The organism is Janibacter hoylei PVAS-1 (assembly GCF_004025845.1).
Classification (GTDB): Bacteria; Actinomycetota; Actinomycetes; order Actinomycetales; family Dermatophilaceae; genus Janibacter; species Janibacter hoylei.
The window spans coordinates 188,919-208,944 of record NZ_PIPF01000012.1; the positions used below are offsets into that span (position 1 = coordinate 188,919).

28 protein-coding genes and 1 pseudogene are annotated in these 20,026 nt (G+C 68.8%); 5 read left to right on the forward strand and 24 right to left on the reverse strand.

Annotation, left to right across the window (positions count from 1 at the left end; translation table 11 throughout):
- Position 1: 1 nt before the first annotated feature.
- The 15 genes and pseudogenes from rplE to CWN80_RS13225 form a co-directional block, all read right to left on the reverse strand.
- Positions 2 to 577 carry a 50S ribosomal protein L5 gene (rplE, locus tag CWN80_RS13155; protein WP_007924697.1) on the reverse strand — a complete coding sequence of 192 codons (576 nt, stop codon included), beginning with the start codon at positions 575 to 577 and terminating at the stop codon, positions 2 to 4.
- Between the two features lies 1 nt (position 578).
- Complete coding sequence (gene rplX / locus CWN80_RS13160) at positions 579 to 917, reverse strand: 50S ribosomal protein L24 (protein WP_007924691.1); 339 nt, start codon at positions 915 to 917, stop codon at positions 579 to 581.
- 3 nt (positions 918 to 920) lie between these two features.
- Complete coding sequence (gene rplN, locus CWN80_RS13165; protein WP_007924689.1) at positions 921 to 1,289, reverse strand: 50S ribosomal protein L14; 369 nt, start codon at positions 1,287 to 1,289, stop codon at positions 921 to 923.
- 109 nt (positions 1,290 to 1,398) lie between these two features.
- Positions 1,399 to 1,662 (reverse strand): 30S ribosomal protein S17, encoded by a 264-nt coding sequence (gene rpsQ / locus CWN80_RS13170; protein ID WP_040880590.1) that lies wholly within the window; start codon positions 1,660 to 1,662, stop codon positions 1,399 to 1,401.
- Between the two features lie 38 nt (positions 1,663 to 1,700).
- Positions 1,701 to 1,913: pseudogene (gene rpmC, locus CWN80_RS13175) on the reverse strand (50S ribosomal protein L29); the annotation flags it as partial.
- On the reverse strand, positions 1,913 to 2,332 hold the full coding sequence (gene rplP, locus CWN80_RS13180) for a 50S ribosomal protein L16 (protein WP_007924683.1): 420 nt from the start codon (positions 2,330 to 2,332) through the stop codon (positions 1,913 to 1,915). The gene rplP and the pseudogene rpmC, both read right to left, overlap by 1 nt.
- Position 2,333: 1 nt before the next feature.
- The gene (gene rpsC / locus CWN80_RS13185) at positions 2,334 to 3,149 is read right to left on the reverse strand and encodes a 30S ribosomal protein S3 (protein ID WP_128277403.1); all 816 of its coding nucleotides are present in this window, start codon (positions 3,147 to 3,149) and stop codon (positions 2,334 to 2,336) included.
- A complete protein-coding gene (gene rplV, locus CWN80_RS13190; RefSeq protein WP_420319494.1) occupies positions 3,149 to 3,526 on the reverse strand; it encodes a 50S ribosomal protein L22 in 378 nt (125 codons plus the stop codon). The genes rpsC and rplV overlap by 1 nt, the downstream gene beginning before the upstream one ends.
- Before the next feature lie 32 nt (positions 3,527 to 3,558).
- Positions 3,559 to 3,840: a 30S ribosomal protein S19 gene (gene rpsS / locus CWN80_RS13195; RefSeq protein WP_007924678.1), complete on the reverse strand. Its 282-nt coding sequence runs from the start codon at positions 3,838 to 3,840 to the stop codon at positions 3,559 to 3,561.
- 15 nt (positions 3,841 to 3,855) lie between these two features.
- On the reverse strand, positions 3,856 to 4,692 hold the full coding sequence (rplB, locus tag CWN80_RS13200; protein WP_007924676.1) for a 50S ribosomal protein L2: 837 nt from the start codon (positions 4,690 to 4,692) through the stop codon (positions 3,856 to 3,858).
- Between the two features lie 22 nt (positions 4,693 to 4,714).
- Positions 4,715 to 5,032, reverse strand: a complete 318-nt coding sequence (gene rplW, locus CWN80_RS13205) for a 50S ribosomal protein L23 (protein ID WP_007924667.1) — start codon at positions 5,030 to 5,032, stop codon at positions 4,715 to 4,717.
- Positions 5,029 to 5,682 carry a 50S ribosomal protein L4 gene (gene rplD / locus CWN80_RS13210; RefSeq protein ID WP_007924665.1) on the reverse strand — a complete coding sequence of 218 codons (654 nt, stop codon included), beginning with the start codon at positions 5,680 to 5,682 and terminating at the stop codon, positions 5,029 to 5,031. The genes rplW and rplD overlap by 4 nt, the downstream gene beginning before the upstream one ends.
- Position 5,683: 1 nt before the next feature.
- On the reverse strand, positions 5,684 to 6,340 hold the full coding sequence (rplC, locus tag CWN80_RS13215; protein ID WP_007924663.1) for a 50S ribosomal protein L3: 657 nt from the start codon (positions 6,338 to 6,340) through the stop codon (positions 5,684 to 5,686).
- Between the two features lie 17 nt (positions 6,341 to 6,357).
- Positions 6,358 to 6,666, reverse strand: coding sequence for a 30S ribosomal protein S10 (gene rpsJ, locus CWN80_RS13220; RefSeq protein ID WP_007924661.1), 309 nt, complete (start codon positions 6,664 to 6,666; stop codon positions 6,358 to 6,360).
- A 334-nt stretch (positions 6,667 to 7,000) separates the two neighbouring features.
- Positions 7,001 to 8,095, reverse strand: a complete 1,095-nt coding sequence (locus CWN80_RS13225) for a YihY/virulence factor BrkB family protein (RefSeq protein WP_128277405.1) — start codon at positions 8,093 to 8,095, stop codon at positions 7,001 to 7,003.
- Positions 8,096 to 8,260: 165 nt separating this feature from the next.
- Here CWN80_RS13225 and CWN80_RS13230 point away from each other — a divergent pair, with 165 nt between their 5' ends.
- Genes CWN80_RS13230 through CWN80_RS13245 form a run of 4 tightly spaced genes read left to right on the forward strand, consistent with a single transcriptional unit; the run spans position 8,261 to position 11,740 of the window.
- Positions 8,261 to 9,220, forward strand: coding sequence for an ABC transporter ATP-binding protein (locus CWN80_RS13230; RefSeq protein WP_007924657.1), 960 nt, complete (start codon positions 8,261 to 8,263; stop codon positions 9,218 to 9,220).
- Positions 9,217 to 10,119 (forward strand): ABC transporter permease, encoded by a 903-nt coding sequence (locus tag CWN80_RS13235; RefSeq protein ID WP_007924655.1) that lies wholly within the window; start codon positions 9,217 to 9,219, stop codon positions 10,117 to 10,119. Before CWN80_RS13230 ends, CWN80_RS13235 begins: the two co-directional genes overlap by 4 nt.
- The gene (locus CWN80_RS13240) at positions 10,116 to 11,030 is read left to right on the forward strand and encodes an ABC transporter ATP-binding protein (protein ID WP_128277406.1); all 915 of its coding nucleotides are present in this window, start codon (positions 10,116 to 10,118) and stop codon (positions 11,028 to 11,030) included. The genes CWN80_RS13235 and CWN80_RS13240 overlap by 4 nt, the downstream gene beginning before the upstream one ends.
- Positions 11,027 to 11,740, forward strand: a complete 714-nt coding sequence (locus tag CWN80_RS13245; RefSeq protein ID WP_007924651.1) for an ABC transporter permease — start codon at positions 11,027 to 11,029, stop codon at positions 11,738 to 11,740. Before CWN80_RS13240 ends, CWN80_RS13245 begins: the two co-directional genes overlap by 4 nt.
- Positions 11,741 to 11,800: 60 nt before the next feature.
- Here the strand turns inward: CWN80_RS13245 and CWN80_RS13250 are convergent, their stop codons facing one another.
- Positions 11,801 to 12,490: a hypothetical protein gene (locus tag CWN80_RS13250; RefSeq protein ID WP_007924649.1), complete on the reverse strand. Its 690-nt coding sequence runs from the start codon at positions 12,488 to 12,490 to the stop codon at positions 11,801 to 11,803.
- 152 nt (positions 12,491 to 12,642) lie between these two features.
- Positions 12,643 to 13,155, reverse strand: a complete 513-nt coding sequence (locus CWN80_RS13255) for a LuxR C-terminal-related transcriptional regulator (RefSeq protein WP_157986935.1) — start codon at positions 13,153 to 13,155, stop codon at positions 12,643 to 12,645.
- 82 nt (positions 13,156 to 13,237) lie between these two features.
- Here CWN80_RS13255 and CWN80_RS13260 point away from each other — a divergent pair, with 82 nt between their 5' ends.
- Positions 13,238 to 13,900: a helix-turn-helix transcriptional regulator gene (locus CWN80_RS13260; protein WP_128277408.1), complete on the forward strand. Its 663-nt coding sequence runs from the start codon at positions 13,238 to 13,240 to the stop codon at positions 13,898 to 13,900.
- Positions 13,901 to 14,123: 223 nt separating this feature from the next.
- On the opposite strand, the gene tuf is transcribed toward CWN80_RS13260, so the two are convergent.
- The 7 genes from tuf to CWN80_RS13295 all read right to left on the reverse strand — a co-directional run bounded on the left by tuf (position 14,124) and on the right by CWN80_RS13295 (position 19,956).
- Positions 14,124 to 15,317, reverse strand: coding sequence for an elongation factor Tu (gene tuf / locus CWN80_RS13265; protein WP_007930020.1), 1,194 nt, complete (start codon positions 15,315 to 15,317; stop codon positions 14,124 to 14,126).
- 111 nt (positions 15,318 to 15,428) lie between these two features.
- On the reverse strand, positions 15,429 to 17,555 hold the full coding sequence (fusA, locus tag CWN80_RS13270; RefSeq protein ID WP_007930018.1) for an elongation factor G: 2,127 nt from the start codon (positions 17,553 to 17,555) through the stop codon (positions 15,429 to 15,431).
- An 88-nt stretch (positions 17,556 to 17,643) separates the two neighbouring features.
- Complete coding sequence (gene rpsG, locus CWN80_RS13275; RefSeq protein ID WP_007930016.1) at positions 17,644 to 18,114, reverse strand: 30S ribosomal protein S7; 471 nt, start codon at positions 18,112 to 18,114, stop codon at positions 17,644 to 17,646.
- Positions 18,114 to 18,488, reverse strand: a complete 375-nt coding sequence (rpsL, locus tag CWN80_RS13280) for a 30S ribosomal protein S12 (protein WP_007930014.1) — start codon at positions 18,486 to 18,488, stop codon at positions 18,114 to 18,116. The genes rpsG and rpsL overlap by 1 nt, the downstream gene beginning before the upstream one ends.
- A gap of 298 nt (positions 18,489 to 18,786) precedes the next feature.
- Complete coding sequence (locus CWN80_RS13285) at positions 18,787 to 19,317, reverse strand: GNAT family N-acetyltransferase (protein ID WP_007930013.1); 531 nt, start codon at positions 19,315 to 19,317, stop codon at positions 18,787 to 18,789.
- Positions 19,317 to 19,598: a hypothetical protein gene (locus CWN80_RS13290; RefSeq protein ID WP_128277409.1), complete on the reverse strand. Its 282-nt coding sequence runs from the start codon at positions 19,596 to 19,598 to the stop codon at positions 19,317 to 19,319. The genes CWN80_RS13285 and CWN80_RS13290 overlap by 1 nt, the downstream gene beginning before the upstream one ends.
- Before the next feature lie 82 nt (positions 19,599 to 19,680).
- On the reverse strand, positions 19,681 to 19,956 hold the full coding sequence (locus tag CWN80_RS13295) for an HU family DNA-binding protein (protein WP_128277410.1): 276 nt from the start codon (positions 19,954 to 19,956) through the stop codon (positions 19,681 to 19,683).
- Between the last annotated feature and the right edge of the window lie 70 nt (positions 19,957 to 20,026).

The following is a 20,026-nucleotide window of genomic DNA, read 5'->3' on the forward strand; positions in this document are numbered from 1 at the left end:
GTCAGTTCTCCTTGAAGGGGAAGCCCAGCTGCTTGAGCAGCGCGCGGCCCTCGTCGTCGTTCGTCGCAGTGGTGACCACGGTGATGTCCATACCGCGGACGCGATCGATCTTGTCCTGGTCGATCTCGTGGAACATCGACTGCTCGGTCAGACCGAAGGTGTAGTTGCCGTTGCCGTCGAACTGCTTCGGGCTCAGGCCACGGAAGTCACGGATGCGGGGCAGCGCGACCGCGGTGAGGCGGTCGAGGAACTCCCACATGCGCGCACCGCGCAGGGTGACGTGGCAACCGATCGGCATGCCCTCGCGCAGCTTGAACTGCGCGATGGACTTGCGGGCCTTGGTGACCTGCGGCTTCTGACCGGTGATGGCGGTCAGGTCGCGGATCGCGCCCTCGATCAGCTTGCTGTCCTTCGCAGCGTCGCCGACGCCCATGTTGACGACGACCTTGACGACGCGGGGAACCTGCATCGCGTTGCCGTACCCGAACTGCTCCTGCAGCGCGGGGACGACCTTGTCGGCGTAGGTGGCCTTCAGACGCGGGGCCTGGACGGCCGGGGTCTCGATGGTGTCAGTCATCTCAGAGGTCCTTGCCCGAGCGACCCGCGACGCGGGTGCGGCTCGCCTTGGTGCGACCGTCGCGCTCGACGGTCTCGACGCGGGTCTTGATGCGGGTCGGCTTGTTGTCCTCGGGGTCGACGATCGCCACGTTGCTCACGTGGATCGGCGCCTCGGAGACGACCAGGCCACCGGCCTGACCGCCGAAGCCGGCCTTGGTGTGGCGGGTGACCCGCTGGACACCCTCGACCACGACGCGCTGCGTCTCGGTGTTGACCGAGATGACCTTGCCCTGCAGGCCCTTGTCCTTGCCGGACAGGACCTGGACGAGGTCGCCCTTCTTGATCTTGAGCTTTGCCATGGATCAGATCACCTCCGGTGCGAGCGAGACGATCTTCATGAACTTCTTGTCGCGCAGCTCGCGACCGACCGGGCCGAAGATGCGCGTCCCGCGCGGCTCGCCGTCGGCCTTGAGGATGACGGCGGCGTTTTCGTCGAACTTGATGTAGGAACCGTCGTTACGACGACGCTCCTTGGTGGTGCGGACGATGACGGCCTTGACGACATCGCCCTTCTTGACGTTGCCACCCGGGATGGCGTCCTTGACGGTGGCGACGATGGTGTCGCCGATGCCGGCATACCGGCGGCCGGAGCCACCGAGCACACGGATGCACAGGATCTCCTTGGCACCGGTGTTGTCGGCGACGCGCAGTCGCGACTCCTGCTGGATCACTTCTCACTCCTGTCGTCGTGCTGGTTCTCGCCGTGGCGAGCCTGGCCGAACTGATGTGGTCTTCGTCCGGGCGAAGGGGGCTGGTGCCCCCTTCGCGACCGGGGTGGCCTTACTTGGCCTTCTCGAGGATCTCGACGATGCGCCAGCGCTTGCTGGACGACAGCGGACGGGTCTCCATGATGAGGACCAGGTCGCCGACACCGGCGGTGTTGCCCTCGTCGTGCGCCTTGACCTTGGAGGTCTTGCGCATGACCTTGCCGTAGAGGGCGTGCTTGACGCGGTCCTCGACCTCGACGACGACGGTCTTGTCCATCTTGTCGCTGACGACGTAGCCGCGGCGCGTCTTGCGGTCGTTGCGCTCGGAGGTGGTCACAGTCTCTTCCTTCACGTTCTCGCTCACTTGGACTCACCGATCCCGAGCTCGCGCTCGCGCATCTCGGTGTAGATCCGGGCGATGTCCTTGCGGACCGCACGCAGGCGGCCGTGGCTCTCGAGCTGGCCGGTGGCCGACTGGAAGCGGAGGTTGAACAGCTCCTCCTTGGCCTTGCGCAGCTCGTCGACCAGACGGTCGTCGGTCAGCTCACGCAGCTCGACCGGGGTCAGGTCCTTGGATCCGACTGCCATCAGTTGCCACCACCCTCACGCACGACGAAGCGGCACTTCATCGGCAGCTTGTGCATCGCCAGGCGCATGGCCTCGCGAGCGGTCTCCTCGTCCACGCCGGAGATCTCGAACATGATCCGGCCGGGCTTGACGTTGGCGACCCACCACTCGGGCGAGCCCTTACCGGAACCCATGCGGGTCTCAGCCGGCTTCTTGGTGAGCGGACGGTCCGGGTAGATGTTGATCCAGACCTTGCCGCCACGCTTCATGTAGCGCGTCATGGCGATACGCGCGGCCTCGATCTGACGGTTGGTCACGTAGGCCGGCGCGAGCGCCTGGAGGCCGTAGTCACCGAAGGCGACGGTGGTGCCGCCCTTCGCCATGCCGGAGCGCTTGGGGTGGTGCTGCTTGCGGTGCTTGACCCGTCGGGGGATCAACATCTCAGGACTCTCCCTCGGTCTTGGCCGGCGCCTCGGCGGCGGGAGCCTCAGCGGGGGCGGCCTGGGCCTGGCCCTCGTTGCGGTCGCCGCGACGGGCGCGGGCGGGACGGTCGTCGCGGTCGCGACGCGGGCCACGACCACGCGGAGCGGCGGTCGCCTGCTGGGCCGCGAACTCCTTCTCGGTCATGTCGCCCTTGTAGATCCAGACCTTGACGCCGATGCGACCGAAGGTCGTGCGGGCCTCGTAGAAGCCGTAGTCGATGTTCGCGCGGAGGGTGTGCAGCGGCACGCGACCTTCGCGGTAGAACTCGGAGCGGGACATCTCGGCACCACCGAGGCGGCCGGAGCACTGGATCCGGATGCCCTTGGCGCCGGCGCGAAGGGAGGACTGCATGCCCTTGCGCATGGCGCGACGGAAGGTGACGCGAGCAGCGAGCTGCTCGGCGATGCCCTGGGCGACGAGCTGGGCCTCCACCTCGGGGTTCTTGACCTCGAGGATGTTCAGCTGGACCTGCTTGCCCGTGAGCTTCTCGAGCTCACCGCGGATGCGGTCGGCCTCGGCGCCACGGCGACCGATGACGATGCCCGGACGCGCGGTGTGGATGTCCACACGGACGCGGTCGCGAGTGCGCTCGATCTCGACGCGGGCGATGCCGGCGCGCTCCATGCCCGTGGACATGAGCTTGCGGATCGCGACGTCTTCCTTGACGTAGTCGCGGTAGCGCTGACCCTCCTTGTTGGAGTCGGCGAACCAGCGGCTCTTGTGGTCGGTGGTGATGCCCAGACGGAAGCCGTGCGGGTTGATCTTCTGACCCATCAGCGGGTCCCTCCCTTCGCGGCCTTCTCAGGCTTGCTCGTCACGAGGACGGTGATGTGGCTGGTGCGCTTGTTGATCCGGCCGGCGCGGCCCTGGGCCCGCGGACGGAAACGCTTCATCGTCGGGCCCTCGTCGACGAAGGCGGAGGAGATGACGAGGTTGCGCTCGTCGAAGGGCTCCCCGGCCTCGTCGGCCTTGACGCGCAGGTTGGCGATGGCGCTGTTGAGGACCTTGAGGGTCGGCTCGGCAGCACCCTGGGGCGCGAACTGCAGGGTCGCGATCGCGGTCTGCGTGTCCTTGCCGCGGATCATGTCGACGACACGACGCGCCTTCTGCGGGGTGACGCGGACGTGACGCGCGGAGGCGCGGGCGAACAGCGCCTCCTGCTCGGTGGTCTCGGTGGCAGGCATCAGCGACGACGTCCCTTCTTGTCGTCCTTCACGTGACCGCGGAAGGTGCGGGTCGGTGCGAACTCGCCGAGCTTGTGGCCGACCATCGCCTCGGTGACGAACACCGGGACGTGCTTGCGGCCGTCGTGTACGGCGAAGGTGTGGCCGAGCATGTCCGGCGAGATCACCGAACGGCGCGACCAGGTCTTGATGACGTTCTTGGTGCCCGCTTCGTTCTGGACGTCGACCTTCTTCTGAAGGTGGTCGTCGATGAAGGGGCCCTTCTTCAAACTACGAGGCATGTCCAAAGGCTCCTATCAGCGCTTCTTGCCGGTGCGGCGGCGACGGACGATGAGCTTGTCGCTCGCCTTGCCGGGACGCCGGGTACGGCCCTCGGGCTTGCCCCAGGGCGAGACGGGGTGACGGCCACCGGAGGTCCGGCCCTCGCCACCACCGTGCGGGTGGTCGACCGGGTTCATGACGACACCACGGACGGTCGGGCGCTTGCCCTTCCACCGCATGCGGCCGGCCTTGCCCCAGTTGATGTTCGACTGCTCGGCGTTGCCGACCTCGCCGACGGTGGCGCGGCAGCGCACGTCGACGCGACGGACCTCACCGGAGGGCATGCGCAGCGTGGCGTACGGCCCCTCCTTGGCGAGCAGCTGGATGCTGGCACCCGCGGAGCGGGCCAGCTTGGCGCCGCCGCCGGGACGAAGCTCCACCGCGTGGATCGTCGTACCGTTCGGGATGTTGCGCAGCGGCAGGTTGTTGCCCACCTTGATGTCGGCGGACGGGCCGTTTTCGATGACGGTGCCCTGCGCGAGCTTGTTCGGCGCCAGGATGTAGCGCTTCTCGCCGTCTGCGTAGTGCAGCAGCGCGATGCGGGCGGTGCGGTTGGGGTCGTACTCGATGTGAGCGACCTTCGCCGGGATGCCGTCCTTGTCGTGGCGACGGAAGTCGATGACGCGGTAGGCGCGCTTGTGGCCACCACCGATGTGACGGGTGGTGATGCGACCGGTGGAGTTGCGGCCACCGGACTTGGTCAGCGGGCGGACCAGCGACTTCTCGGGCGTGGAGCGCGTGACCTCGACGAAGTCGGCGACGGAGCTGCCGCGTCGACCCGGGGTGGTCGGCTTGTACTTACGGATTCCCATGGATTCTTCCTTGTCCTCTCCGTCAGCCCTGGCCGCCGAAGATGTCGATCGTGCCCTCGCGGAGGGTGACGATCGCGCGCTTCGTGTCCTTGCGCTTACCGGTGCCGAACCGCGTGCGTCGGGCCTTGCCGACACGGTTCATCGTGTGCACGGAGTCGACCTTGACGTCGAAGATCTGCTCGACGGCGATCTTGATCTCGGTCTTGTTGGCCCGCGGGTCGACGATGAAGGTGTACTTCCCCTCGTCGAGCAGGCCGTACGACTTCTCCGACACGACGGGACGGATCAGGATGTCGCGCGGGTCCTTGAGCTGGGACGCATTCGAGATGGACTCAGTCACTTGGACGCCTCCTCTGCAGTCTTGGGCGCGGGGCCGGCGAGGAAGGCCTCGAGAGCCGCCTGGGTGAAGACGATGTCGTCGGCGCACAGCACGTCGTACGTGTTGAGCTGGTCGGCCGCGAGGACGTGGACGTCGGCGAGGTTGCGCACGGACTTCCACGCGGACTCGTTGCCGCGCTCGATGACGACGAGCAGGTTCTTGCGCTCGCTCAGGCCACCGAGGACGGAGGCGACGGACTTCGTCGAGGGGGTGTCGCCCTCGACGAGCGCGCTGAGCACGTGGATGCGGCCGTGACGCGCCCGGTCGGAGAGGGCACCGCGCAGGGCGGCGGCCTTCATCTTCTTGGGGGTGCGCTGACCGTAGTCACGCGGCTGCGGGCCGTGGACGGTGCCACCGCCGGCGAACTGCGGCGCACGGGTCGAGCCCTGACGGGCGCGGCCGGTGCCCTTCTGCCGGTACGGCTTGCGACCACCACCGCGCACGTCCGCGCGGGTCTTGGTCGCGTGCGTGCCCTGGCGCGCGGCAGCGAGCTGGGCGACGACGACCTGGTGGATCAGCGGGACGTTGACCGCCACGTCGAAGATCTCGGCGGGCAGCTCGACGGTGCCGGTGGCGGCACCCTGCGGGCTGATGATGTCGATGGTCGGCACGTCAGGCTCCCTTCACCGCGGTGCGGACGAGGACGACGCCGCCGCGGGGGCCGGGGACGGCGCCCTTGACGAGCAGCAGGCCCTTCTCGGCGTCCACGGCGTGGATCGTGAGGTTCTGGGTGGTCTGGCGCACGCCGCCCATGCGGCCGGCCATGCGCATGCCCTTGAAGACACGACCCGGGGTGGCGCAGCCACCGATCGAGCCGGGCTTGCGGTGGTTGCGGTGGGCACCGTGGGAGGCGCTGACACCGGCGAAGCCGTGACGCTTCATGACACCGGCGAAGCCCTTGCCCTTGGTGGTGCCGGTGACGTCGATGGACTGGCCGTTCTCGAACAGCTCGACGGTCACCTCCTGGCCGAGGGTGTACTCGGAGGCGTCCGCGGTGCGGAGCTCGACGAGGTGGCGACGCGGGGTGGCACCGGCCTTGGCGAAGTGGCCGCTCTTGGGCTGGTTGACCTTGCGGGGGTCGATGGCGCCGTAGGCGATCTGGACGGCGTCGTAGCCGTCGGTCTCGACGTTGCGGACCTGGGTCACGACGCACGGGCCGGCCTGGATGACGGTGACCGGGACGAGACGGTTCTCGTCGTCCCAGACCTGCGTCATGCCGAGCTTCTCGCCGAGCACGCCCTTGACGGTCTTGGTGGCAGTGGTGGTCATTTCTCGTCTCTCCCGGATCAGAGCTTGATCTCGATGTTGACGTCAGCCGGGAGGTCGAGGCGCATCAGCGAGTCGACGGCCTTGGGCGTCGGGTCGATGATGTCGATGAGGCGCTTGTGGGTGCGCATCTCGAAGTGCTCGCGGCTGTCCTTGTACTTGTGCGGCGAACGGATGACGCAGAACACGTTCTTCTCCGTCGGCAGCGGGACGGGGCCCACCACCGTTGCGCCGGCACGGGTCACGGTGTCGACGATCTTTCGCGCCGAGTTGTCGATGACCTCGTGGTCATACGACTTCAACCGGATGCGGATCTTCTGTCCCGCCATCTGTGTGTCCGTCTCTCTCTCGCCGTCTTGCCTGGTCTCTGGTCGGCTGCCCGGCCTCCGACCCACGCGGTCGGGTGTGTCGCACCCGCTCCGCGGCCCGACGACGCGCCAAAGGGCAGGTCGTCGGTCTGGTCGTCGACCCGGATCACCCGGATCGTGCTGTGGCTGCCGATGTGTCGCCCCGCCCGAAGCGGTTCGATGCGTTGTCATCAGCGTGTCGGAAACACACCCGATCGTGGCAAAGGCCGATCGAGGCGTCACCGCTCAACAAGCAACCTGACTAGTGTGCCAGAGGCTGCAGGCCCAGTCCAAATCGGGGCCGGGCGGTCCTTGACTAGTCCTGGTCGGCGAGGTCAGCCGTGGATCGACCCTGGTCCTTCAGGCCCTGGATGCGCAACGAGCGGGCCTCCTCGACGACCTCGACCTGCGCCTCCTCCGCCGCATCGGACTTCGTCGTGTCCCGCAGGGGCAGCAGCAGGTCCTCCTCGGCCGCCATGCCGGCCTGCAGCTGGCGGGATCGCTCGATCTCGGAGTCCAGCTCGGCGCCGAGGAGCAGCACGTTGTTGAGGATCCACAGCCAGAGCAGGAAGACGATGACGCCGGCGAGGGAGCCGTAGGTCTTGTTGTAGGAGCCGAAGTTGGAGACGTAGAAGCCGAAGGCCACCGAGGCGAGGATCGCCACGACGATGGCGACGGCGGCGCCGGGGGTGAGCCAGCGGAACTTCGGCTGCTGCACGTTGGGCGTCGCCCAGTAGAGCAGGCCGACCATGAAGATCACGACGAGCAGGATGACCGGCCACTTGGCGATGTTCCACGTCATGACGGCGGCGTCGCCGAGGCCGATGGTGTTGCCGATGGCGCGGGCCAGCTCACCGCTCACGGCGACGGACAGGATGATCGCTGCGGCCATGACGAGCAGGACCGCAGTGACGACGAGCTGCATCGGGCGCAGCTTGATGAAGCCGCGCCCCTCCGGCACCTCGTAGATCTTGTTGAGGGCCCGGCCGAAGGCGCCGACGTACCCCGAGGCTGACCACAGCGCGCCGGCGATACCGATGACGAGGCCGAAGCCGGCACCCGAGCTGTTGACCATCTGGTCGATGGGCCCCTCGAGGGTGTCGACGACGCTGCCCTGGCCGAGCTGGCCGATGACGTCGAGCAGGGTCTGCTTGGTCTCCTGCGGGTCGCCGACGAGGCCGATGATCGAGACGAGCGCCAGCAGCGCCGGGAAGATCGACAGGACGGAGAAGTAGGTGAGGGCGGCGGCGAGGTCGGTGCACCCGTCGGCGCTGAACTCCTTGATCGCGCGCTTGACGGCCATGGTCCAGCCGCGCTTCTTCATCTCTCGGATGGAGGGCTTGACCTCCTCGTCGAGGCCCTCCTCCTCGGGGGCGAGGTCCTCGGTCGCGGTGCTCTCGTCGTTGGCCATGTGGCGTGGCGTCTCCGTGGTCGGGTGGGGCGGGCTCCCCCAGCCTATGGCGAAGGGGGTCCCCCGCGCCGTGATCGTCAGGTCACGGCGCGTCCGCGCCGGCTGGTTAGGGTGTGACTGCGTCCGGCACACGGGGAGCCGGGACCACCGACGAGGAGGGGCAGCGTGACCGAGCACCGGCCGGTCGTCGTCACCGACCACCTGAGCAAGCGCTACGGCCCGGTGAGCGCGCTCGACGCGCTCACCCTGCGGGTCGACCCCGGCATCACCGGCGTCGTGGGCGTCAACGGCGCCGGCAAGTCGACGCTCATCAAGATCCTCCTCGGCCTGCTGCCGGCCACCGCCGGCACCGTCGAGGTCCTCGGTCGCGATCCCGGGGCCGACGGGAGGGACGTCCGCGCCCTCGTCGGGTACATGCCCGAGCACGACTGCCTGCCCGCGGACGTCAGCGCCGCGGACTTCGTCCTCCACATGGCCCTGATGTCCGGGCTGCCCCGTCAGGCCAGCCGCGAGCGAGCCTCCGACGTGCTGCGGCACGTCGGCCTCGACGAGGAGCGCCATCGGGCGATGGGCGGCTACTCGACCGGCATGAAGCAACGGGCCAAGCTCGCCCAGGCCCTCGTCCACGACCCGGCGCTCGTCTTCCTCGACGAACCGACGAGCGGGCTCGACCCCCGGGCCCGCGACGACATGCTCGACCTCATCGCCCGGCTCCACGCCGACTTCGGCATCTCCGTCGTCGTGACGAGCCACCTGCTCGGCGAGCTCGAGCGCACCGCCGACAGCATCGTCGTGCTCGACAGCGGCCGGCTGCTGCGCGCGTCGCGCACCTCGGACCTCACCCAGAGCACCGGCACGGTCGTCGTCGAGGTACTCGGCCCGCCCGGCAGCGACCGGGCCCTCGGGCAGGCCCTGCTCGACCGGGGGATCACCGCCTGGCCCGCCGGCCCCGACGTCGAGGTGCGCATCGAGCGCCCCGAGGACCTCGACGCCATCCGCGACGCGGCCGTCGACCTCGCCCTGGGGCTCGTGCGCGTGCAGGAGCGGCGCCACACCCTCGACGAGGTCTTCCACACTCCCCCTTCGCCGGCCGCCGCCGCCCACCCCGGAGGACCGCACGCATGACCTCTCCCCCGCGCAGCGTCATCCACGACCTCGGCTACCGCGGATTTCGCGGCGGCCGCCTCGGCGACGGCGCCATCACCCTCGAGCTCTACCGCAACTCCCTGGCGCAGGCCTTCGGCATCGGCCGCTCGGGCAGGGCCAAGATCATGCCGTGGCTGACGATGGCCCTCATGGCCCTGCCCGCCGTCGTGCTCGGCGCGCTGAGCATCCAGGCGGCGCAGGCCCCGGCGGGCATGGGCGCGGCCCCGTCCAACTACTTCGGCTACCCCTACTGGACCCAGCTGCTCATCACGATCTTCGTCGCGACCCAGGCGCCGGTGCTCTTCGCCCGCGACCTGCGATACCGCACGATCGTCCTGTACTTCGCCCGGCCGGTCTCCCGCACGCGCTTCGTGCTCACCCGGCTCGCGGCGCTGACGACGGCGACCTTCCTCGTCATCATCACCCCGATGCTCGTGTGGTTCGCCTGCGCGCTCTCGACGGGTGTGGACACCGGTCTGCACGCGCAGCGCTTCGGCGCCGCCCTCGTCGGCGTCGCCGTGCTCTCCCTCGTGCTCGCCGCGATCTCGGCGCTCGTCTCGACCCTCGCGACGAAGTCCGGTCTCGCGCTCGCCGCGATCATCGTCGTGCTCATGGTCCCCTCCGCGATGATCACGATGGCGCTGGCCATCACCTTCGAGCTGCAGCGGGACGGCATCGGCCAGCTCGTCGCCTCGGCCCACCCCTTCACCGCGGTCGCCGAGCTGGTCTCGGGCCTCTTCGGCGATCCGCCGGCCAATGCGACCCTCCCCCAGCCCGAAGGGTGGTACGTCCCGCTCGCGGTCCTCGTGTGCGTCGCGTGGGTGGCCGTGCCCACCGCCGCGCTTGTCGCCCGGATGCGATCGGTGGCCTCGCTGTGAGCACGCTGCACCTGGAGTCCGTGAGCCGATGGTTCGGCAACGTCGTCGCCGTCAACGACGTGACGATGGACGTCGGCCCCGGCATCACCGGTCTGCTCGGACCCAACGGCGCCGGCAAGTCGACGATCCTGTCGATCATGGCCGGGCTGCTCGCGCCCTCTGCGGGCACCGCGACACTGGACGGTCACCCCCTTCGTCAGGACACGGGGACGTACCGGCAGATCGGGCTGGTGCCCGTGCAGGAGTCGGTCTACGACTTCCTCACCGCCCGCCAGTTCGTCCGGCTCAACGCCGACCTGCACCAGCTGCCGTCGGCGCGGGCCGCGACCGACCACGCGATCCGGCTCGTCGACCTCGAGGGGGCGGCCGACCGGCCGGTCGGGACCTTCAGCAAGGGCATGCGGCAGCGGGTCAAGATGGCCTCGGCGCTCGTCCACGACCCGCCGGTGCTGCTGCTCGACGAGCCCTTCAACGGCATGGACCCGATCCAGCGCCACGCGATGGCCACGCTGCTGTCGGACTACGCGGCTCAGGGCCGCACGATCGTCTTCAGCTCGCACATCCTCGAGGAGGTCGAGTCGCTCGCCGGGCAGATCGAGGTCATCGTCTCCGGGCGGCACGCGGCCTCGGGCGACCGCACCGAGATCCGCCGGCTCATGACCGACCGCCCCAACCAGTACCGCATCCGCAGCAGCGACAACCGCGCGCTCGCCGCCGCCCTGCTCGCCGGCTCGAGCGTGCGCGGGGTACGGCTGCACGGCGACCGGTACCTCGAGCTCGAGGCCGACGACTTCGGCGGCTTCGCCCGCACCGCTCCCCGGGTGGCCCGGGAGCACGACATCCGCATCTTCGAGCTGACGCCGACCGACGAGTCGCTCGAGAGCATCTTCGGATACCTGGTGAGCCGATGAGTCCCGCGATCATCCGTCTGGCCCTGCGCTCCCTGCTCGGGCGCGTGCGGGTCCTCGTCCTCGTCGCGATGGCGGGCGCCCTGCTCGGGCTCGCGCTCCTCATCCGCCTCGCTCCGACGGGCCCGCTCGACCCGACCGGCGGGCCGCTCGACCTCGTGCGCACCTTCGGCATCGGGGTCGTCGTCCCGGTCGTCACGCTCATCGGCACGACGACGCTCATCACCTCGGAGATCGACGACGGGTCGATCATCTACCTGCTGAGCAAGCCGATCCCGCGGTGGGTGATCGTCGCGAGCAAGATGCTCGTCATCCTCGCCAGCTCTGTGCTCTTCGCCGTGGTGCCGATGGCGCTCGCCGCGCTCATCATGGTCGGCGTCGACGGCAGCCTGTGGTGGAGCGCCCTCCTCGGCGGCACGGTCTCGGCCATCGCCTACACGGGTGCCTTCGCCCTGCTCGCGCTGCTCGTCAAGCGCAGCGTCACCGGGTGCCTGCTCTACTGGCTCGTCTGGGAGGCCCTGCTCACGTCGGCGCTCGACCCGGCCGAGTACCTGTCCGCGCGGGCCTTCGGCGGGAGCATCCTCCACGCGGGGCTCGGGCTCGAGGCCCACCCGTCGCCGTGGTTCGCCGCCCCCGCCGCGCTCGTCGTGCTCGTCGCGGGCGCCGCCCTGGCCGGGCGGCGGCTGGCGCGGACGACGATCTCGGAGATCTGAGGGCACGCGCGAGGGCCCCCGGCAGGCGTGCCGGGGGCCCTCAGCAATGGCGGGTCGAAGTCAGCGAGCGCCGCCGATGTCGGCGACGGTGAAGGTGGCGACACCTCCACCGATGTTGGAGATCACGCCCACCGCGACGAGGACTGCCGTGTCGATGCACACCCTGGCCTGGCACTCCTGCGGAGGCAGGCCGCCGCCGATGATGCGGGTGTAGTCGATGTCGAAGCACAGCCGCGTCGGGCGGGACGGGAGCGAGCCCACCACGACGTCGGCGTACACACCGCTCTGGATGTTGCGGACATTGGGGACGCTGATGCTCAGCGTGGGGATGATGAGCGCGCCCGCAGCGTTGACGCCCAGCGCGAGGTTGTAGTTGGAGGAGGTCGTCGTCGTGGTGGCAGAGATGCCAGAGCCGGTGTAGGGGGGCCGCGCCGCGCGGCTCTGCCACGTCACCTCGACGCGGCGCAGGGTGGCCACGCCGAGCGACAGCAGACCGGTGCACGGCGTGATGGCCGCCGTGATGGCGCCCGTGAAGCTGATACTCGAGCTCGTGTTGTTGGCATTACGGGTGGCGATGACCTGCAGCGCGGAGACGAGCGGGTAGGCGCAGGTCTGCGGGGCGCACGGCGGCTCGGTCGACGCGGCGAGTGACGGCGCAGCGGCCGCGACGGCCACGCTGGGGACGGCCCAGGCGGCGCCCTTCGCGATGGAGCGGCGGGACGGGCCGGTGGTCGTGATGTCCTGAGTCATGACAGTCTCTCTGCGGACAGGCGCGTGCAGGGCGCACCGGGCACGTCGCACGGCACGTGAGTGGGTTCCTCCCCATGACAGCCCCCTGTCGAGCTGCCACGCACGACCCTAGGGAGACCTGACTCACCCGCGACCAAATGCCCTCAAAAGGACTAGTCCAGCCACGCGCGAACGGTCAGCGCGCGCCGCAGCCCCTCCCGGGTATGGGTCCCCCGGTGCCCGGCCTTGGTCCTGATGTTGGCGATGTGCACCTTGAGTGTGCGGTCACTGATGCCCAGGATCTGCGCCACCTGGGCACGGGTGCGGTCGGCGTGGTCGACGAGATAGGCACGGGCCACGCCCTGCTCGCGCTCCGTCAACGTCGGGAGCGGCCCGACCGCGTCGGTCCACGGCACGTCCTCACCGGACAGCACGTCCGAGACGACGGCGACGAGCTCGCTGGGTGCGTGCAGCATCGAAACGTAGGCCAGCGCCCCGGCATCACGCAGCTCAGCGATCCGCGGCGGCGGGAGAGTCCCTCCCCAGACGATCGTCGACCGGCCCGCGCTCGCCCGTTCGCGCAGCAGCTGCCCCTGATCGGCTGTCATCGCGCTCGCGACGAGCAGCCCGTCCACCTCCACCGGGTCATCGACGACTTGCGTGCGGAACCCGTGCTCACCCAGCACGACGGTGACGGAGTCCGCGTGCAACCGCCACGGAGACCACACGGAGACCACGGGAGGCACGGACATGCCACCATCGTGCCCGATGCCCACCTCGATCCGGCTGGACCTGGTCCACACCTCCCCCGTCGTCACGACGGCCCTGCGTCACGAGCTGCGCCGCGGAGAGCGGCCCCTGCGCGTGACGACCGCTGTCCACTCGTGGGTGCACTTCCAGGAGGAGTGGGACTTCACGGGCCCCTTCGTCGTCCTGGACGCCCTGCTCGACGACCACGTGCCCCTGCCGCTCAAGGTGCGTGCCCTGCGCCGCCTCGGCTCGCAGACCATCATCATCGGCCCGGAGCGCGAGACCCCCTTCGCCCGACGGGCGGCGGCCGAGGGCGCCGTCGCCTGGATCGAGCCGACCGTGGGACTCGCCGAGGTCGCCGAGACCATCCGCGACGTCTGCGGCGGGCACGTCCCCCACCACGCGCGGGTCGACCCCGCCGCGGCCCCGGTCACGACCCTGACCGACCGCGAGCTGCAGGTGCTCACCCTCTACGTCGCCTCGCGCGGGCACTCCCCCGCGCACATCGGCCGCATCCTCGCCCTGCGCACCTCCACCATCCGCAGCCACCTCGAGCGGGGACGCGCCCGCTACCGCGCCGCCGGCCTCCCCACGAACAACCGCACCGCCCTGAGGGCTGCGCTCGAGGCCGACGGGTGGACCCTGCCCGCGCACGCGTGGATCGAGGCCGGCCGACCGTGACCCTTCGAGACGGCGCTGGCGCGCCTCCTCAGGGAACAGTCGGATTCGAGACGGCGCTGGCGCGCCTCCTCAGGGAACAGTCGGATTCGAGACGGCGCTGGCGCCGCCCACGCGGAACGTGGGACCCACTCAGGGAACAACCACGCCCGGCACGACGCAGGGCCCGCCTCCCCTGACGGGGAGACGGGCCCTGCGTGGCTGCTGACTCGAGGTCAGCCCAAGATCACTTGATGATCTTGGTGACGCGACCGGCGCCGACGGTGCGGCCACCCTCGCGGATGTTGAACTTCAGGCCCTCCTCCATGGCGATCGGCTGGATGAGCTCGACCTTCATGTCGGTGTTGTCGCCGGGCATGACCATCTCGGTGCCCTCGGGCAGCGAGACGACGCCGGTGACGTCGGTGGTCCGGAAGTAGAACTGCGGACGGTAGGAGTCGTAGAACGGCGTGTGACGGCCACCCTCCTCCTTGGACAGGATGTAGACCTGCGCCTCGAACTCGGTGTGCGGGGTGATCGAGCCCGGCTTGCAGATGACCTGCCCGCGCTCGACGTCCTCGCGCTTGGTGCCACGCAGGAGCAGACCGACGTTCTCGCCCGCACGACCCTCGTCCAGGAGCTTGCGGAACATCTCGATGCCGGTGACGGTGGTCGTGGTCTTCTCCTCGCGGATACCGACGATCTCGACCTCCTCGTTGACGTTGAGGATGCCGCGCTCGATACGACCGGTGACGACGGTGCCACGACCGGTGATCGTGAAGACGTCCTCGACGGGCATCATGAACGGCTTGTCGAGGTCACGCTCCGGCTCGGGGATGTAGGAGTCGACGGCGCCCATGAGCTCCATGATCGACTCGCCCCACTTGGCGTCGCCCTCGAGCGCCTTGAGCGCCGAGACCTTGACGACCGGGACGTCGTCGCCCGGGAACTCGTAGGAGGACAGCAGCTCGCGGACCTCCATCTCGACGAGCTCCATGATCTCCTCGTCGTCGACCATGTCGGCCTTGTTGAGCGCGACGACGATGTAGGGGACGCCGACCTGGCGGGCCAGGAGGACGTGCTCCTTCGTCTGCGGCATCGGGCCGTCGGTGGCGGCGACCACGAGGATCGCGCCGTCCATCTGAGCCGCACCGGTGATCATGTTCTTCACGTAGTCAGCGTGACCCGGGCAGTCGACGTGCGCGTAGTGACGCGACTCCGTCTGGTACTCGATGTGCGCGATCGAGATGGTGATACCGCGCTGCTTCTCCTCGGGAGCCTTGTCGATCGTGTCGAACGCCGAGGCCTCGTTGAGGTCGGGGAGCTGGTCGTGCAGCACGCGGGAGATCGCGGCCGTCAGCGTCGTCTTGCCATGGTCGATGTGACCGATGGTGCCGATGTTGACGTGCGGCTTGCTCCGCTCGAACTTTGCCTTCGCCACTGTGTTGTCCTCCTCAGGACGTCTTCTCGGTTACGCCTTTGCCCGGCAGGGTGGCGTCGTTTGTGGGTGTGTTGTGGATGGTCCGTGTCGGGATCCCGGTAATGCTACCGGTCACTCGCCTCGGGTCTTCTTGATGATCTCCTCGGCGACCGCCTTGGGGACCTCCGCGTAGGAGTCGAACTCCATGGAGTAGTTGGCCCGGCCCTGGGTCTTGGACCGCAGGTCACCGACGTAGCCGAACATCTCCGACAGCGGCACGAGGCCGGTGACGACCTTGGCCCCGCTGACGTCCTCCATGGACTGGATCTGGCCACGACGCGAGTTGATGTCGCCGATGACGTCGCCCATGTAGTCCTCGGGGGTACGCACCTCGACCTTCATCATCGGCTCCATGAGCACCGGGTCGGCCTTGCGAGCGGCCTCCTTGAAGGCCATCGAGCCGGCGATCTTGAAGGCCATCTCCGAGGAGTCGACGTCGTGGTAGGCACCGTCGATGAGGGTGGCCTTGACACCGACGACCGGGTAGCCGGCGAGCACGCCGTACTGCATCGCGTCCTGGATACCGGCGTCGACGCTCGGGATGTACTCACGCGGGATGCGACCACCGGTGACGGCGTTCTTGAACTCGTAGAGCTCGCCGTCCCCGTCCTCGGTCGTGGAGTCGAGGGGCTCGAAGGTGATCTGCACCTTCGCGAACTGACCCGAACCACCGGTCTGCTTCTTGTGCGTGTAGTCGTACTTCTCGACCGCACGGCGGATCGTCTCGCGGTAGGCCACCTGCGGCTTGCCGATGTTGGCCTCGACCTTGAACTCACGCTTCATGCGGTCGACGAAGACGTCGAGGTGGAGCTCGCCCATGCCCGCGATGATCGTCTGACCGGTCTCCTCGTCGAGCGAGACCTGGAAGGTCGGGTCCTCTGCGACGAGACGCTGGATCGCGCTGCCGAGCTTTTCCTGGTCGCCCTTCGTCTTCGGCTCGATGGCCACCTGGATGACCGGGGCCGGGAAGGACATCGACTCGAGGATGACCTGGTTGTTGATGTCGCTCAGGGTGTCACCCGTGGTCGTCTCCTTGAGACCGATGACGGCGTAGATGTGCCCCGCCATCGCCTCCTCGACCGGGTTCTCCTTGTTGGCGTGCATCTGGAAGAGCTTGCCGATGCGCTCCTTCTTGCCCTTGGTCGAGTTGATGACCTGGGTGCCCGGCGTGAGCTTGCCCGAGTACACACGGATGAAGGTCAGCGTGCCGAAGAAGGGGTGCGCGGCGATCTTGAAGGCGAGCGCCGAGAAGGGCTCGTCGATGCTCGGCTTGCGGAGCACGACCTCCTCCTCGTTACCGGGGGCGTGGCCCTCCATGGCAGCCACGTCGAGGGGGCTCGGCAGGTAGTCCTTGACGGCGTCGAGCACCGGCTGGACACCACGGTTCTTGAAGGCCGAGCCGCAGAAGATCGGGTAGAGCTCCGAGTTGACGGTGAGCTTGCGGACGCCCGCCTTGATCTCCTCGTCGGTGAGCTCCTCGCCACCGAGGTACTTCTCCATGAGCTCGTCGTCGGACTCGGCGACGCGCTCGATGAGGTGGTTGCGGTACTCCTCGGCCTTCTCCTGGAGGTCCGCGGGGATCTCCTGGGTCTCGTACGAGGCACCGAGGGTGACGTCACCCTTGGCGTCGCCGGGCCAGACGAGGGCCTTCATCTTGATGAGGTCGACGACGCCGACGAAGTCGTTCTCGGCACCGATCGGCAGCTGCATGACGAGCGGCTCCGCACCGAGGCGGTCCTTGATCGTCTGGACGGTGAAGTAGAAGTCCGCGCCCAGCTTGTCCATCTTGTTGACGAAGGCGATGCGGGGGACGTCGTACTTGTCCGCCTGGCGCCACACGGTCTCGGACTGGGGCTCGACGCCCTCCTTGCCGTCGAAGACCGCGACCGCACCGTCGAGGACGCGCAGCGAGCGCTCGACCTCGACCGTGAAGTCGACGTGACCCGGGGTGTCGATGATGTTGATCTGGGTGTCGTCCCAGAAGGAGGTGACCGCGGCGGACGTGATCGTGATGCCGCGCTCCTTCTCCTGCTCCATCCAGTCGGTGGTGGAGGCACCGTCGTGCGTCTCGCCCAGCTTGTGGTTGACGCCGGTGTAGAAAAGGATGCGCTCAGTCGTCGTCGTCTTGCCGGCGTCGATGTGCGCCATGATGCCGATGTTTCGGACCTTGGTCAGGTCCGTCAGGACGTCCTGTGCCACTCGTTATCTCATCTCGCTCGTTGCGGTCGTGTCTGCCCGGGCGGGCGGGTGTGGTCGGGGTCGGCGCGGGGCCGACCCCGACCTGCTGTCACCAGCGGTAGTGCGCGAAGGCCTTGTTGGACTCGGCCATCTTGTGCGTGTCCTCGCGACGCTTGACCGCGGCACCCAGGCCGTTGCTCGCGTCGAGGATCTCGTTCATGAGGCGCTCGGTCATCGTCTTTTCACGACGCTGACGCGAGTAGCCGACCAGCCAGCGCAGCGACAGGGTGGTCGCACGGCCGGGCTTGACCTCGATCGGGACCTGGTAGGTCGCGCCACCGACGCGGCGGGACTTGACCTCCAGGGAGGGGCGGACGTTGTCCAGGGCGCGCTTGAGCGTCTGGACCGGGTCCGTGCCGGTCTTCTCGCGGACACCCTCGAGGGCGTCGTAGACGATGGACTCGGCGATGGACTTCTTGCCGTCGAGCAGGATCTTGTTGACCAGCTGGGTCACCAGCGGGGACTGGTAGACCGGGTCGACGACGAGCGGGCGCTTCGGGGCGGGACCCTTGCGAGGCATTACTTCTTCTCCTTCTTGGCGCCGTAACGGCTGCGGGCCTGCTGACGACCCTTGACACCCTGGGTGTCGAGGGACCCGCGGACGATCTTGTAACGGACACCGGGGAGGTCCTTCACTCGGCCACCACGCACGAGCACGATGGAGTGCTCCTGCAGGTTGTGACCGACACCCGGGATGTAGGCCGTGACCTCGATGCCACTCGTGAGGCGCACGCGGGCGACCTTACGCAGGGCAGAGTTCGGCTTCTTGGGGGTGGTCGTGTACACGCGCGTGCACACGCCACGGCGCTGCGGCGAGCCCTTGAGGGCGGGCGTGGCGGCCTTGGACGGCTTGTCCTGCCGGCCCTTGCGCACCAGCTGGTTGATGGTAGGCAACCTGTGTCTCCGTACGTCGGTGATGTTGTCTGCACCGCTCGGGCGAACCCGACCGGCACTCCTTGGATGCCACCCGCGACCCCCGCACTCGGGTGTGTCGCTGGTGGTGCTCTCCCCTGCACTCCCCGTCACGACCCCGGAAGGTCATCTCGAGATGCCCGGCGAGAGGGGCGAGGGAGGTCGTCTCCGACCTTCCTCCACGCGCGTCACGGCACAGCCGTGCCACGCACGCTGATCAACGATACCGGCGAGCCCATACCGTCACAAATCCGATACGTGCGGGACCTTGCGCGGGGTGTCACGCGAGTCGGTCAAAAGCGGGGGCGTAGGCAAAAGGCCCAGCCATCTCAGGCCGCCACGCCCGCAGGGTCAAGGCCTGGAAGTACTCGTCCGGCCACGGTCCAGGGGAGCCGATCCCGAGGCCCGCCGCCGGCCGGAAGCCGAAGAAGCCGTAGTACTCCGGGTCGCCGAGGAGCACGATCGCCGGCTCGGCGGCCTGCTCGGCGCTCGCAACGACGGCCATGACGAGCGCGGCACCGATCCCCTGCCGCTGCAGCTGCGGTCGCACCGCGATCGGCCCGAGGCCGACCGACGGCGCCCCGTCGAGCGTCCCCCGACTGCACACGACGTGCCCCACGACCTCGCCGTCGAGCTCGGCGACGAAGGTCAGGCCGTCGATGACGGAGCCGTCCGACCGCAGGCCCCGGAGGAGCTCGCGCTCGAGCGACTCCCTTCGCCCCTCGGGCACGCCGAAGGCCGCGTCGTGCAGCGCCTCGGTCGGCGCCGTGTCGGCCGGCGTCTCCCGCCGGATGATGAGGTCGTCGCGCATCAGTACCTGTCCGTGATCCAGTGGCTGTTGCCGGTGAGGAAGGCGAGCAGGTAGGCACCCGCCACGACGAGCAGCAGCACCGTCACGATCGTCGCGTCGGAGCGCGAACGCCGCGTGAAGGTCGTGACCGCCGCCACCGCCAGCACGAGGCCGAGGAGCTTGGTGACCCCGCCCGGCTTGAGCAGGAGCACGAGGGCACCGACGGCCAGCAACGAGCCGAGCGCCCACCGCGCCGCGGTGGCCCGCACCGACATGGGCTGGTCGCGCTGCGCTCCGGTCATGGCTGCATCCTCCCCCATCACGGCACGACGAAGGGGGTCGGTCGCCGTCGCGGCGACCGACCCCCTTCGTGTGGTGCGGCGATCAGCCCTTGGCCGCGGCCTTGAGGGCGCTGCCGGCGGAGAGCTTGGCGGCGTAGCCACCGGGGATGACCATCTCCTCGCCCGACTGCGGGTTGCGGCCCTTGCGCTCCTTGCGCTCGACGCGCTCGAGGCTGAAGAAGCCGGGGACGGTGACCTTCTCGCCCTTGGCGACGGACTCGGACAGGACCGCCTGGAGGGCGGTGATGACCTCGGACGCCTGAGCGTTGGTGACGCCGGCCTTCTCGGCGACGGCGCTGGCGAGCTCGGACTTGTTCATGTGGGATCTCCATCCTTGAAGTTCGTGAATCGAACAGGGACCAATCAACCACGAAATCCCGGGTGACGTC